This is a genomic window from Streptomyces sp. NPDC001135, from assembly GCF_053598395.1.
In genome coordinates this window covers 322,045-334,798 of sequence record NZ_JBSFKD010000003.1, presented here as the reverse complement: position 1 = coordinate 334,798, position 12,754 = coordinate 322,045, and the positions used below count along the sequence as shown (strand labels likewise).

General features: G+C 72.8%; 13 protein-coding genes and 2 tRNA genes. 10 read left to right on the top strand and 5 right to left on the bottom strand.

The genetic code is table 11. The features are described 5' to 3' along the window. Positions 1-8: 8 nt before the first annotated feature. Positions 9-803, bottom strand: coding sequence for a carbon-nitrogen family hydrolase (locus tag ACWC94_RS06815; protein WP_450795303.1), 795 nt, complete (start codon positions 801-803; stop codon positions 9-11). A 220-nt stretch (positions 804-1,023) separates the two neighbouring features. Here ACWC94_RS06815 and ACWC94_RS06810 point away from each other — a divergent pair, with 220 nt between their 5' ends. Then, positions 1,024-1,848: a maleylpyruvate isomerase family mycothiol-dependent enzyme gene (locus tag ACWC94_RS06810; RefSeq protein WP_450795302.1), complete on the top strand. Its 825-nt coding sequence runs from the start codon at positions 1,024-1,026 to the stop codon at positions 1,846-1,848. 33 nt (positions 1,849-1,881) lie between these two features. On the opposite strand, the gene ACWC94_RS06805 is transcribed toward ACWC94_RS06810, so the two are convergent. Further along, the gene (locus ACWC94_RS06805; RefSeq protein WP_450795301.1) at positions 1,882-3,189 is read right to left on the bottom strand and encodes an MFS transporter; all 1,308 of its coding nucleotides are present in this window, start codon (positions 3,187-3,189) and stop codon (positions 1,882-1,884) included. Beyond that, positions 3,186-3,860, bottom strand: coding sequence for a GntR family transcriptional regulator (locus ACWC94_RS06800; protein WP_450795300.1), 675 nt, complete (start codon positions 3,858-3,860; stop codon positions 3,186-3,188). Before ACWC94_RS06800 ends, ACWC94_RS06805 begins: the two co-directional genes overlap by 4 nt. Positions 3,861-4,049: 189 nt before the next feature. Here ACWC94_RS06800 and ACWC94_RS06795 point away from each other — a divergent pair, with 189 nt between their 5' ends. From ACWC94_RS06795 to ACWC94_RS06775, 5 genes are all read left to right on the top strand, one after another. After that, positions 4,050-4,961 (top strand): D-alanyl-D-alanine carboxypeptidase family protein, encoded by a 912-nt coding sequence (locus ACWC94_RS06795; RefSeq protein ID WP_450795299.1) that lies wholly within the window; start codon positions 4,050-4,052, stop codon positions 4,959-4,961. Positions 4,962-5,060: 99 nt separating this feature from the next. Then, the gene (locus ACWC94_RS06790; RefSeq protein ID WP_450795298.1) at positions 5,061-5,411 is read left to right on the top strand and encodes a GntR family transcriptional regulator; all 351 of its coding nucleotides are present in this window, start codon (positions 5,061-5,063) and stop codon (positions 5,409-5,411) included. Then, positions 5,408-6,388, top strand: a complete 981-nt coding sequence (locus ACWC94_RS06785) for a DUF1648 domain-containing protein (protein WP_450795297.1) — start codon at positions 5,408-5,410, stop codon at positions 6,386-6,388. The genes ACWC94_RS06790 and ACWC94_RS06785 overlap by 4 nt, the downstream gene beginning before the upstream one ends. 7 nt (positions 6,389-6,395) lie before the next feature. Then, entirely contained in the window at positions 6,396-6,965 is a 570-nt protein-coding gene (locus ACWC94_RS06780) for an RNA polymerase sigma factor (protein WP_450795295.1), read from the top strand. After that, entirely contained in the window at positions 6,962-7,417 is a 456-nt protein-coding gene (locus tag ACWC94_RS06775; protein WP_450795294.1) for a hypothetical protein, read from the top strand. Before ACWC94_RS06780 ends, ACWC94_RS06775 begins: the two co-directional genes overlap by 4 nt. Here ACWC94_RS06775 and ACWC94_RS06770 read toward each other — a convergent pair. Further along, on the bottom strand, positions 7,414-8,340 hold the full coding sequence (locus ACWC94_RS06770; protein WP_450795293.1) for an alpha/beta fold hydrolase: 927 nt from the start codon (positions 8,338-8,340) through the stop codon (positions 7,414-7,416). The genes ACWC94_RS06775 and ACWC94_RS06770 overlap by 4 nt on opposite strands. Before the next feature lie 65 nt (positions 8,341-8,405). Next, positions 8,406-9,200, bottom strand: a complete 795-nt coding sequence (locus tag ACWC94_RS06765; protein WP_450795292.1) for a hypothetical protein — start codon at positions 9,198-9,200, stop codon at positions 8,406-8,408. Positions 9,201-9,432: 232 nt separating this feature from the next. Between ACWC94_RS06765 and ACWC94_RS06760 the strand changes: the two genes are divergently transcribed. The 4 genes from ACWC94_RS06760 (at position 9,433) to ACWC94_RS06745 (ending at position 12,745) form a co-directional block, all read left to right on the top strand. Continuing rightward, positions 9,433-10,161 (top strand): Type 1 glutamine amidotransferase-like domain-containing protein, encoded by a 729-nt coding sequence (locus ACWC94_RS06760; RefSeq protein ID WP_450795290.1) that lies wholly within the window; start codon positions 9,433-9,435, stop codon positions 10,159-10,161. 70 nt (positions 10,162-10,231) lie between these two features. Further along, a tRNA-Arg gene (locus ACWC94_RS06755) sits at positions 10,232-10,303 on the top strand. A gap of 10 nt (positions 10,304-10,313) precedes the next feature. Next, positions 10,314-10,385: transfer RNA gene (locus tag ACWC94_RS06750), tRNA-Pro, on the top strand. Positions 10,386-10,387: 2 nt separating this feature from the next. Next, the gene (locus tag ACWC94_RS06745) at positions 10,388-12,745 is read left to right on the top strand and encodes a hypothetical protein (RefSeq protein ID WP_450795289.1); all 2,358 of its coding nucleotides are present in this window, start codon (positions 10,388-10,390) and stop codon (positions 12,743-12,745) included. Positions 12,746-12,754: the final 9 nt, after the last annotated feature.

Here is a 12,754-nt window from a genome sequence, read left to right as displayed (position 1 = left end):
TGCTGCTCTCACCGGCGCGGCGGCTCCAGGCCGAGCACCCGGTCCTTCAGCGCGGGGAACTGCTCGCGCGTGGCCGCCACCTTCGCCGGGTCGAAGTCGACGGTGAGGACCTCCTCGTCCGGGCCCGCCTCGGCGAGCACCTCGCCCCAGGGATCCACCACGATCGAGTGACCAGCCTGGGGAACCCCCGCATGCGTCCCGGCCGTTCCACAGGCGAGCACGAACGCCTGGTTCTCCACCGCCCGCGCCTGAGCCAGCAGCGTCCAGTGCGCCCGTCGCCGCTCGGGCCAGCCCGCCGGGACCACCAGGGTCTCGGCTCCGGCGTCGACGAGTGAGCGGAAGAGTTCGGGGAAGCGGAGGTCGTAGCAGGTGGCCACGCCGAGCGTGGTCCCGGGCAGCCGGACCGTCACCAGGTCCCGCCCGGCACCCATCAGCACGGCCTCGCCCTTGTCGAAACCGAAGCGGTGGATCTTGCGGTAGGCGGCGGCGAGCTCACCGGAGGGGGAGAAGATGAGAGAGGTGTTGTAGAGCGGTCCCTCGGGGTCCCGTTCGGGAACCGACCCGGCGTGCAGCCACACGCCCGCGTCGCTCGCCGCCTTGGCCATGGCCTGGTACGTCGGCCCTTCGAGCGGCTCGGCCGCACGGCCGAACTCCTCGTAGGCGAAGGCACCGGTGGTCCACAGCTCGGGCAGGACCACGAGGTCGGCACCGGACTGCTCCCGCACCAGCGCGGCCACTCGCTGCCGTCGGGAGTCGACCGATTCGTCCTCGTTCACGGCGATCTGGATCAGCGAGGCGCGCACACTACCACCGTCCTGGCATTCGAGTTGTCCACACGGGCCTACGATCGTCACACGAAAGCACTGCCGGGGTGCCTGGAGGCAGCGTAACTTGGGGGTCCCCCCGGTTCGAGCGAAGCCGAGAACCAGGGGGACTCCCAGACACCCGCCGAAGCGCAGCCGCCGCCCGCTGGCAACGCCGCCACCACCTGCCCGTGTACCGACCGCCGAGGGGTCCCGTTCCGTGAGTCTGCATCCCACCCTCCAGCCCTACGCCGACGCCTGGACCCACTCCATCGACGCGATATCCGAGATGGTCCAGTCGCTTGCGGAAGGCGAGTGGAACCGGCGGACACCGTGCCCGGGCTGGTCGGTTCGGGACATCGTGTCCCATGTGATCGGCATGGACTGCGAGATGCTCGGCGACCCGCGGCCGATCCACTCCCTCCCCCGTGACCTCTTCCACGTCACCAACGAGCACCAGCGGTACATGGAGATGCAGGTCGACGTCCGCCGCCACCACACGGCGCCGGAGATGACGGCCGAGCTGGAGTACACGGTCATCCGCCGCAACCGCCAGCTGCGCACCGAGTCCCGCGACCCCGGCACCACGGTACGCGGCCCCCTGAGCTCGGAGATCACCCTGGAACAGGCCTACCGCACCCGCGCGTTCGACGTGTGGGTGCACGAGCAGGACCTGCGCACGGCCCTCGGCCGGCCGGGCAACCTGGACTCGCCGGGCGCGCACGTCGTGCGGGACGTCCTGCTGGAGGCACTGCCCAGGGTCGTCGCCAAGGAGGCGAACGCGCCGCGCAGCTCGGCGATCGTGTTCGACGTGCACGGCCCGGTGGAGTTCCTGCGCACGATTCGCGTCGACATCCAGGGCCGCGGCACCCTGGAAACCGCCCCGGCCCTAGGCCCCGCCGCCACCCTCACCCTCGACTGGGAGACCTACGTCCGCCTCGCGTGCGGTCGTGTCACCCCGGAGGCGGTGGCGGACCGGGTGAAGACGGAGGGCGACCAGGACGTGGCAGCGGCGATCCTGCGCGCCTTCGCGGTGACGCCGTAGGAAGCGGCCCCGCCCACCACCGGCCCAGGGCACCTATGCGGGAACGTGCACCGTCTCCACCCGGCTGGCGACCAACCGCTCCCGCTCCCGCCGAGCCGCCCGCCCCCGCAGCCGCAGGATCTGGGACACCCCGAGCGCCTGCAGCACGAACACGGCACTGAACGCGACGGCGTAGTCGTCCCCGGTGGCGTCCAGCAGCACCCCGACCGCGAACAGCGTCGTCATCGAGGCGACGAATCCCCCCATGTTGGTGATGCCGGACGCCGTGCCCTGTCGCTCGGGCGGGTTGGCCGGCCGCGCGAAGTCGAACCCGATCATCGAGGCCGGCCCGCAGGCGCCCAGCACCGCGCACAACGCCACCAGCAGCCACATGGGCGCGTGCTCGCCGGGACACAGCAGCGTCGTCGCCCACAGCAACGCGGTCGCCCCGACCGTGCCCAGTGCCAGTGGCAGCCGCGCCGCGTGGTGCCGGGCGACGATCTGGCCGTAGACGAGCCCGATCACCATGTTGGACAGCACGACCAGGGTGAGCAGCTCACCGCCCGTGGCGCGGCTGAGCCCCTGGGCCTGGACCAGGAACGGCAGGCCCCACAGCAGCAGGAACACCATCGCCGGGAACTGGGTGGTGAAGTGCACCCACAGCCCCAGGCGCGTGCCGGGCTCCCGCCAGGCCGCCGCGATCTGCCGGCGCACGTACGCCGCGCCCTGGTGCGGCGACGGCTCGGGCTCGTGCCCGTCGGGGTGGTCCCGCAGGAACAGCAGGGTCAGGACGAGGACGACGACACCGGCGAACGCACTGCCGGCGAACGCCGGGGTCCAGCCGATGCCGTGCAGCAGCCGGGCGAGGACCAGGGTGGAGACCAGGTTGCCGGCCATGCCGACCAGCCCGGCGAGCTGCGCGACCAGCGGCCCGCGCCGGGCCGGGAACCAGCGGCTGCCGAGCCGCAGGACGCTGATGAAGGTCATCGCGTCACCGCAGCCCAGCAGGGCCCGGGAGGCGAGGGCGGTGCCGTACGAGGGCGAGAAGGCGAAGCCCAGCTGCCCGGCGGTGAAGAGGATCGCCCCGATGCTCAGCACCTTCTTGGTGCCGAGCCGGTCGACCAGCAGGCCGACGGGTATCTGCATGCCTGCGTAGACCAGCAGCTGGAGGATGGAGAACGTCGACAGGGCGGAGGCGCCCACATGGAAACGGTCGGCCGCGTCGAGGCCGGCCACGCCCAGCGACGTACGGAAGATGACGGCGACGAAGTACACCGCCACGCCTATGGACCACACGGTGACGGCGCGCCGGCCGCCCGGCGGATCACCCGGAAGAGTGGCGTTCCTGGACGGGCTGCTCATCGCACCTCGCCCCGGGCGAGGTGCGAGAACCAGCTCACATGCCGGTGCACGACGTCGACGGCCGCCTCCGCGTCCCCGGCGCGCAGCGCGTCGAGGATCTCCTCGTGCTCGGCGAGGGTCTTGGCGATCCGGTCGGGGTGGGAGTGCATGACGGCGACCCCCATCCGCAGCTGCCGGTCGCGCAGCTGGTCGTAGAGCCGGGACAGGATCTCGTTGCCGCCGCTGCGCACGATCTCGGCGTGGAAGGAGCGGTCGGTCACCGCGGCGGCGGCCAGGTCACCGGCGGCGGCCTGCGCCTTCTGCAGCTCCAGCAGCTCGGACAGCCGCTCCAGCAGACCGGGCGGGGCGGGTACGGCCTTGCGGGCGGCGTGCTCCTCGACCAGCTGGCGGGTCTCCACCACGTCGGCGATCTCCTGTGCGGAGACGGGCAGGACCAGGGCGCCCTTCTTCGGGTAGAGCCGGATCAGGCCCTCGGCCTCCAGCCGCAGCAGCGCCTCCCGCACGGGGGTGCGCGAGACCCCGACGGCCTCGGCGAGCTCGCCCTCGGTGAGCAGGGTCCCGCCCTCGTAGCGACGGTCGAGGACGCCCTGTTTGACATGGGCGTACACACGGTCGGCGGCGGGCGGCGGCTTGTCGTGCCGGCGTGCGGGCTGCTGAACGGCCGTCTTCATGTCCACAGGATAGATACAAGACGTACGCGTACGACAGCGGCGTCCAGCATCCGGGCGTGGCGAAAATCACCCGCAGCAACGACACAACTTTCTGTGCTACTTACGTGTCTCACACGTGCGGCCTCCTGCCCCCGCCACCTCAACTCGGCCGCACTCCAGGGGCATTCACGACAATCGGGGTATTTCACTTTGATTACCGGCATTAAGGGCGCACGCAGCACTCGACTCCGCAGAGCCGCCGCCGTCGCCGTCACCTCCGGCGCACTGCTGGCGACCGGTGCCCTCACCGCGGCGCCCGCGCAGGCCGTCACGACGCCCTCGATCGTGGCCAAGGGCGGCTACGTGATGAACAACGCGAACCACGCGACGCTGTTCAACAAGAACATGGACACGCCGCTCTCCACGGGTTCCACCACCAAGATCATGACCGCCAAGGTCGTGCTCGCGCAGTCGAACCTGAACCTCGACAAGAAGGTGACGATCCAGGCGGCGTACAGCGACTACGTCGTCAAGAACAACGCCTCCCAGGCCCACCTGATCGTCGGCGACAAGGTCACCGTCCGCCAGCTGCTGTACGGCCTGATGCTGCCGTCCGGCTGCGACGCCGCCTACGCCCTCGCCGACACCTACGGCTCCGGCTCCACCCGTGCCGCGCGTGTCAGCAACTTCATCGGCAAGATGAACGCCGCCGCCAAGAGCCTGAACCTGAAGCACACGCACTTCGACTCCTTCGACGGCATCGGCAACGGCAACAACTACTCGTCGCCGCGCGACCTGACGCTCATCGCCAGCAGCGCGATGACGAACGCGACGTTCCGCACGGTCGTCAAGACGAAGGCCTACACGGCGAAGACCATCACCAAGTCGGGCGGCACCCGCACCATGCAGACGTGGACGAATACCAACACGCTGCTCTCCAGCTACAGCGGTGCCATCGGCGTGAAGACCGGTTCCGGCCCGGAGGCCCAGTACTGCCTGGTCTTCGCCGCGACCCGGAACGGCAAGACCGTCATCGGCACGGTCCTCGCCTCCAGCTCCAAGGCGCAGCGCGCGGCGGACGCCACGAAGCTCCTCAACTACGGCTTCGCCAGGCTCGGCTGACGCACCCCCTGCCACTGACGGGCCCGTCGCGGAAAGCGGCGGGCCCGTCGCGTTGCCCGGGCGCGAGATGAAACCGATGGTGCTAGTGTCATTGGCACCATGCTGCTGCATCTGGACACGTCCGACACCCGCCCCCTGCACGAGCAGGTCGCGGCGGCGATCCGGCGGGCCGTCGCCGAGGGCGAGTGCCGCGCCGGCGATCGGCTGCCCTCGGCCCGTGAGCTCTCCGCCGCGCTGGACATCAACGTCAACACGGTCCTGCGCGGCCTGCGCGAACTGCGGGACGAGGGCCTGCTGGAGTTCCGCCGGGGCCGGGGGATCACCGTGGCCGAGGGAGCCGCCCGGCGTTCCGGACTGCAGATCAGGGTGCGGGAGCTGGTCGCGGAGGCATCCCGGCTCGGCTACAGCCGCACCGACCTCATCGAGATGATCCGGGGGATGACGACATGACGGACGGGGACGATCTCGAAGGCGGCCGTAGCCGCGCAACCCGCTGGGGGCCCTCGGGGTGCGCGGCGGCCGTCGCGGCGCTCCTCGCGGGCCTGCCCTGGGCCGTGCACGACCGGCTGCCCGACCGGCTGGCGACCCACTGGAGCGGCGGCGCCACCCCCGACGGCTCGATGCCGCTGTGGGCCGCCTCCCTGTTCCCGGCCGGGTTCTGGTTGCTGATCGCCCTGGCGGTGAGCGTGCGCCGGCGTCCTTCCCGGCCGGCCGCACGCTCTTGGCGGGTGATCGCACTGGCGCCCACGGCGACGGCACTCGTCGGCGCACAGGCGTCCCTCGTCCGCGCGAACCTCGACCGCGCCGACTGGCACGAGGCCCGCGAGCCGGCCCTGGACATCGTCCTGGTCCTGCTGGTGACGGCGGTCGCGGGCGTGCTGGCCTGGCGCTGGAGCACCCGGACGGGCACCGCGCCGGTCCCGGGCACCCCGGGACTGGACCTGCCGGAGGGCGAGCGGCTGGTGTGGTTCTCCCGCGCGACCAACCCCTGGCTGCAGCTGGTGGCCGCGCTGAGCGGCCTGATCGCCGCCGGCGCCCTGGTGGCTCTGGCCGTCGGCCTGGCCGACCCCACCGCACTGTGGCCGGTGTGCGCCTGCTGCGGCGTCGCCGCCCTCGCCGGTGCCGCGTTCTCCTCCGTCCAGGCGAAGGTCTCCGAAGGGGGCCTGGAGGTGTCGTTCGGCCCGCTCGGCTGGCCCGCCCGCCGCTGGGCCCCGGCCGCCATCGAGTCCGCCCGGGCCGAACACCGGCTGCCGTCCCAGGTCGGCGGCTGGGGCTACCGCCTCAGCGGCCTCGGCACGACGGTGATGCTCCGCGCCGGCGACTGTCTGGTCGTACGCCCCCGGGGCCGCCGTACCGACTTCGCGGTGAGCGTGGACGACGCCGAACGGGGCGCGGCCCTGCTGAACGCGCTGCGGCAGCGGGCCTGAGCCCGGCATGGAGATCCGGGGGACACAGGGCGGCCAGGGGGAGGGCGGTGGCCGGGCGACGCCCTGGGACACGGCAGTGCCCCTGGTCCGGGCCGCGCAGGACGGGGACGCCCTGGCCATGGACGACCTGCTCGCGCTGGTGACGCCGTACGTGACCCGGCTGTGCCGCCCGATCGCGCCGCACGACGTGGCCGACGCCGTACAGGAGTCGCTGCTGGCGGTCTTCAAAGGCCTGCACACGCTCCGCGATCCCCGGGCCTTCTACGGCTGGGTGCGGACGGCCACCGTGCGCGAGGCGGTACGGATCGCCCGCCGCGCCCGCGCCGAGGAACCGGCCGACCCCGCCGACCTGGCCCGTCTCGGCGGACTGCGCACGGACGCCGACGGGGAGTTGCCGGCGGACGTGCGGGACGTACTGGCCCGGCTGCCCGTGCGGCACCGCGCGGTCCTGGTGCTGCGCGAGCTGGAGGGCCTGGACGAGGCCACCGTCGCCGGTCTGCTCGGCGTACCCCAGGGCACCGTCAAGTCCCGGCTCAGCCGGGCCCGTTCCTCGTTCCGGAAAGCGTGGTCGCGATGAGTTCCTCCGATCCGGTGCTGCGGCTGCGGGTGCTGGCCGCGGGGCTGCACGCCGGCCTGTACGCCGAGGAGCATCTGGCGCTGCCCTACGACAGGGTGTGGGCGGTGGTCGCCGACCTGCAGGCGGAACTGCCGCATCTGGTCCCGTTTCTGCGGGAGTTCCGGGTGTCGCCCGGCGACGCCGACCGCAAACCGGCGCTGGCCGTGGGCCGTTCCGGCGTGACGGAGTCCTTCGAGGTCCGGCTGTCTCCCGGCTGGTGCCTGATGCAGTCCCGTCTGATCGTCGGCGGCATGGCGGCCGTCCCGGAGGCGGGCGGCACCCGCTTCGCCGTCCTCGGCGCCACCCGCCCCACCGCCCTGCGCCCCGCCCAGTGGCTCTACGGCCGCCTGCTCGGCGAACGGCACGGACGGGCGTTCACCGGCCGGGTCGCCGAGCGGGCGAGTCTGCGTTAGACCTCCCGGGCCCGGTCAGGCCGCCCGGATCTCATCGGCGAGGGGGCGAACAGTTCACGGATCGCCTCCGCCACCTCCTCCGGCCGCTCCTGCGGCAGAAAGTGTCCGGCCCCCGGCACCAGCCGGACCCGCAGCTCGTCGGCGTACGGCTCGGCGCCGGCCAGCATCGACGGTACGACGACGTTGTCCCGCTCCCCGCCGAGCAGCAGGGTCGGTACGGCCAGCCGCTGCCGCCGCGCCGTGCCCCGCAGCAACGCCGGTATGTCGCGCAGGACGTACTGCCAGAACATCGCCTGGCCCGCGACGGCGCTGTGCGAGGTGGCGGCGGCGTACTCGGCTATCTCCGCCCGCGTCCACACGGCCGCCGGGTCGGCGACCTGGTGGCGCAGCAGGAAGCGGGTGAAGCCGGGCCAGTGCCGCAGCACGGCCCGCCCCAGCACCGGGTACTCGACGAACGCGGTGAACCACAGCCGCCACAGGTTGGGCAGGACGGCGCGATGCCGGGGCCAGGGGTGCGACATGTTGAGCGCGAGATACCCGGTGAACCGCTCCGGTGCGCGCAGGCACAGCCGGAAGCCGAGATGCGCTCCCCAGTCGTGCCCGACCAGCCCGACCCGCTCCAGCCCGAGCGTGTCGAGCAGCGCGAGGGCGTCGTCCGCCAGGCCGTCCATGTCGTAACCGCGCCGTGTGCTCTGCGACCAGCCGAAGCCGCGCAGGTCCGGGCAGAGCAGCCGGTACCCGTCGGGCAGCTGCCCGGCGACCTTGTGCCAGGCGTACCAGTGCTGCGGGAAGCCGTGCAGCATCAGCAGCGCGGTGCCGGTGCCGCCGTACTCGGCGAGATGCAGTCGGGTGCCGCGAACGGTCGGCCAATGGTGCTCGGCACGCTCGTCGTACGGCAGCGGACGTGCGGTGCGCGGTGGCATCCGCGCCCCCCTTCGGGCCGGTGCGGTCCCCCGTCGGGCCCGCATCGCCGGGTCAGGAGTGCGGGTCAGCGCGAAAGGTTCCCTCCTTTCCGGTCCTTGTCCTCCCCCTTGGCCAGGAGCTGGTCGTAGGTCTTGAAGGTGTACGAGGCGTCGTACGACAGCAGGTTGCCCGTGGCGGCCGGCAGGCCGAGCCGCCGGTTGAGGGGTGCGGTGAGCGGCCCGCAGTGACCGGCGGCCGGGGCCGCGAACGTGTCGTCGTACGCCGAGAACTCGATCACCGGGGGATCCTGGGAGACCCACTTGGAGGGACCCGACCGCTTCATCTGGAAGTCGACGGGAGCACCCGCCCCGATGACGCAGCCGTGCGGCAGCAGCGGGCCAAGGAGCCGGAAGCGGAGGCTGAACTGTCCGGTGTAGGCGCCGAACCGGCCCCCGTACTCCGGCTGTATCGCCAGGCCCAGGACGGCCGCGCGATCGCCCGACGGGGTGCCGGTCAGCCCTCCCGGTACGGCGGTCGGGGAGCTGTGCATCGCGCCCCACACCTGCCCTTTGCTGCCGTCCGGCATCGGGCCTTCGGCGTGCGTCATGGTGATCGTGCCGAGTTTCACCGTGACGCTGCCGAGGGTCACCAGCGGGGCGGCCGTGTGCACTTCGCATCTCCACCGGGCCGGGTCGACACCCTCGGGCAGGGGTGGGCAGTCACTGAAATCGGTCGTCGTCGCGGCGGTGGCGCGTGGCGCGGAGTGGGCGACGCCCGGCGCGCACACCGCCGCCGCACCGGCGAGGACGGCGGCGCCCGCAACGGCGGCGACACGACGGGCGGAAGAGGGACCCGGGCGGGCGACAGCGAATTTCGTCATGTCACCAGCGTGCCGCCGCGACCGCTTCACCACTATCCGTGACGTCCCCCACGCCACCCCGAGCCTCCCCTGAGACACCATCAGGGTCGAGACGTTCGCGCCGGATCCGGCGAAGGATACGGTGCCGAAGACGCTTGCCACCCCTGTGTGGGAGCCGACGATGAACGGCACATGGTCCGAGGCCCCGTCCGCTCTCGTGTCCCCGTCCGCCATGCGCCGAGGAGGAGCACCCATGTCTGTCGTCACCGCATCCCGCCTGGCTCTCGTCGGCGGCGGATTCTCCACCGACGACGACGGGCTGCTGGACGACTGGGTGCTCGGTCACGCGCGCACCGCGCACCCCAAGGTGTGCTTCGTACCGACGGCCAGCGGAGACTCCCCCGCCTACATCGACCAGTTCCTCACCGCCTACCGGGCCCGAGCCTGCGAGCCCAGTGTCCTGCCGCTGTTCCGGCGGGAACTCGACGACGACGCGCTGCGGGAGTTCCTCCTCGCTCAGGACGTCCTCTATGTAGGGGGCGGCAACACCGCGAACCTGCTGGCGGTGTGGCGAGCACATGGCGTGGACCGGCTGCTGTGCGAGGCCTACGACCGTGGCACCTTGCTCTGCGGCATCAGCGCCGGCGCCACCTGCTGGGCCGAGGGCTCCCACACCGACTCCTTCGGCCCGCTGACATTCCTGCCCGACGGCCTGGGCCTGCTCCCCGGCTCGGTCTGCCCGCACTACGACAGCGAGCCGGGCCGCCGTTCCTCCTACCGAGCAGCCGTGGCGACCGGTGCGCTCCCCGCCGGATGGGCGGTGGAGGACGGCGTCGGCGCCCTCTTCACCGGCGGGGCCCTGACGGAGGTGGTGACGCGTGCACCGCGGGCCCGCTTGTACCGGGTGGAGCCGGACGGGAACGGCCGAGCGGCGGAACGCGTGCTGTCCTGCCGGCTCCTTCCCCACGGTGACACCGTGTGAAGCCGGCCCCGTCCGGCCGACCCGGAAAGTCGATTGTCCGTACGGCCCCCGCCGTCTACCGTCGCCCCATCGACGTGTAGCTCAGCAGCAGAGCACCGGGCTCCTAACCCGGAGGGCGCGGGGGCGGGACCCGCCACGTCGGCTGTGAACGACGACGTGTAGCTCAGTAGCAGAGCACCGGGCTCGGGACCCGGAGGGCGCGGGGGCGGAACCCGCCACGTCGGCTATGAACGACGACGCTGAGCAGCAGCACCCCGCCCAGGCGAACCCCGGATACGCGGCCGGTCAGCTGGCCGCCGCGTTCCGTACGGCCGCCGCACACCCGAACCCGCAGACCCGCCGACGCGGCGAGGAACGCGGACGCAGGTGGCGTGCGGTCCTGGACGGGATGACGAACGGCCTGCTGACGATCGGTTCCCGCACGCCCGTCGCCGGACTGCCCGCGTGGGTCACGCCGGAGGTCGTCCGGGGCGGCTTCGCCACCGGTGAGCCGAGCGCGGGCGGCCCCCTGCTCGACTTCGAGATCGTGGCCGCGCGCCGGGCCGGTGTGCCGGAGGAACGACGCGCGCTGTTCGGTCACTTCCTGTCCGAGGAGGGGCTCACCCATCTCTACGGCCTTCTCGACACCGGTTGTTACGAGGTGACCGTCCCCGAGGAGGCCGCCCTGCTCACCGTGGCCTGGCTGGTACGGGCCGGGGAGCCGGACGCCGCCCTGGACCTGGTGGAGGAGCTGGCGCCGTTCGCGGACCGGCTGCGGTTCAGCCCGCGGCCGGCCGAGCGGCCCGCGCCCCGGCCCGACGCCGTACACCGCTCCACCGTCGCCGACGCCGCCGCCGCACTCGCGCGCCGGCGCCCCAGCACGGCCGTCGAGACCCAGCGCGAGGCCCTCGCCGTCTGGCAGCCCTTCGGCGACGAACTGCTGTCGCACTGGCTGGAGGTCACCGACGAGGAGGGGTGCGTTCGCGTCCCCGGGCCCGCCGAAGACCGCGCGTGGCACGCCCGCTCCGCGGAACTGCTGTACCGGTACCAGGACCTGGCCCGGCGCCACACCCACTGCACCAAGCACCGCAAGCCCAAGGAGAACCTCGGCATACTGCGCGGCGCGCTGGAGGAGACCGTCGCCGGACGGGAACTGCAACCGCGGCGGCTGGGACTGCTGCGGCACGCCCTCGCCGCCATGGTCCGGCGACGCGGCCGGCCCGGCTCCGCCGAGCACACCGCGCTGCGCCGGGAGCAGGCCGCCCAGGCCGCGCTGCCCTCACACCACGCGCTGGCCCGCGTGGTGCTGACGCGACTGTCCGCTCTCCCGCAGGACGGCGGAGTGACCGAGACCGCGCCGGTCATCGCGCCGGTGAGCCCCGAGGAAGCCGGCGGGACCGGCGAAACCGGGCTTGCCGCGGGGATGGCGATACCTCCCGCCGTACGCCGGCCCGTCGAGGCGGCACTCAGCGCACCCGTGGGCACGCTCGTGGAGCGCGGGGTGGTCCCCTCGGCGGAGGTCCTGGCCGAGCTGGTCCCCCAGCTCGTCGCCGCCACCACCGCTGCCGCACACCCCGATCCGACCCTGCGCACGCTGGCCGCCGCGCACTACCGAGCGTTCCGCAACCGCCGCTCCCTGCTGCTGCTCAACCTCCAGCGGCAGGTACGGGTGGAGGAACTGCCATGGGTACGGGCCCTCGCCGCCCACCGTGCCGACGCGGGGGCGGACGAGGTGGCGGCCGGCACGCTGCGGGAACTGGGCGGTCTCGCGGTGCGGGCCTTCCCCGGCACGATCCTGCCCAACCCGCTGATCCGCGAACTGTCCGTACTCGCCCGCCAGGCCGAGCTGGGGGCGCCCTTCGTCGAGGAACTCGCGGCGGACATCTTCATGGGCACCTTCACCCCCAAGTTCCTGACGGCGGCACAGGTCGCGGCGGAACTCCTCGGCGGTGGCTCGCTGTACGAGCGGTACTACGCCATCGACTACCGGGCGGTGCGCAACCTCGCCGTCGTCGAGGCGGGGGATGCGGCACTCCGGCCCCACGCGGCGCGTACGACGCCGGGGTTCGCCACGCTGTGCCGGCAGCGGGCCGCGGAGTTCGCACCGGGCACGAGCGCCGATGCGGGCACGGGCGCGTCGGGTTCCTGGGTCGCCGGGAACGGCACGGTGATCGAGCAGGCTCAGATCCTCACCACCCACAACCTGGCCACCCTCGTCCACCGGGTCGGCATCCGGCCCCGTGCCGGCTGGGACGAGCTGGCGCTGCGCTGCTTCGACGCCGTGTGCCTGCTGACCGGGCGCGTGCACCACAACCCCCGGCCGCTCGGCACCATCAAGGATGTCGCCTACGCCTGGCGCCAGATGGTGTTCTTTCTGTCGCTGTGCACGCCGTGGGAGCAGCAGCGCGTGGTGGACCGCATGGCCGAGGAGACCGCCCGTCGGCCCCGGCACGTCGCCGGCCGCCTCGCCCCCGCCCTCACCGGGCTCCGCCAGACCATGGACGGTGCCCCGGCCGACGCCGGCACGGGCCGTCGCCTGCTGGGCTGGAGCACCGGGGGCCACTGGCTCCGTGCGGATCCTGGTCCGTCTGCCACGGGGTGCTGAAGTGCCCTG

Coding starts and splice junctions, on each gene's coding strand:
- ACWC94_RS06775 (WP_450795294.1), top strand. CDS start 6,962: ATGAGTTCCTCCGATCCGGTGCTGCGGCTGCGGGTGCTGGCCGCGGGG.
- ACWC94_RS06785 (WP_450795297.1), top strand. CDS start 5,408: ATGACGGACGGGGACGATCTCGAAGGCGGCCGTAGCCGCGCAACCCGC.
- ACWC94_RS06745 (WP_450795289.1), top strand. CDS start 10,388: ATGAACGACGACGCTGAGCAGCAGCACCCCGCCCAGGCGAACCCCGGA.
- ACWC94_RS06805 (WP_450795301.1), bottom strand. CDS start 3,189: ATGAGCAGCCCGTCCAGGAACGCCACTCTTCCGGGTGATCCGCCGGGC.
- ACWC94_RS06765 (WP_450795292.1), bottom strand. CDS start 9,200: ATGACGAAATTCGCTGTCGCCCGCCCGGGTCCCTCTTCCGCCCGTCGT.
- ACWC94_RS06800 (WP_450795300.1), bottom strand. CDS start 3,860: ATGAAGACGGCCGTTCAGCAGCCCGCACGCCGGCACGACAAGCCGCCG.
- ACWC94_RS06780 (WP_450795295.1), top strand. CDS start 6,396: ATGGAGATCCGGGGGACACAGGGCGGCCAGGGGGAGGGCGGTGGCCGG.
- ACWC94_RS06760 (WP_450795290.1), top strand. CDS start 9,433: ATGTCTGTCGTCACCGCATCCCGCCTGGCTCTCGTCGGCGGCGGATTC.
- ACWC94_RS06790 (WP_450795298.1), top strand. CDS start 5,061: ATGCTGCTGCATCTGGACACGTCCGACACCCGCCCCCTGCACGAGCAG.
- ACWC94_RS06770 (WP_450795293.1), bottom strand. CDS start 8,340: ATGCCACCGCGCACCGCACGTCCGCTGCCGTACGACGAGCGTGCCGAG.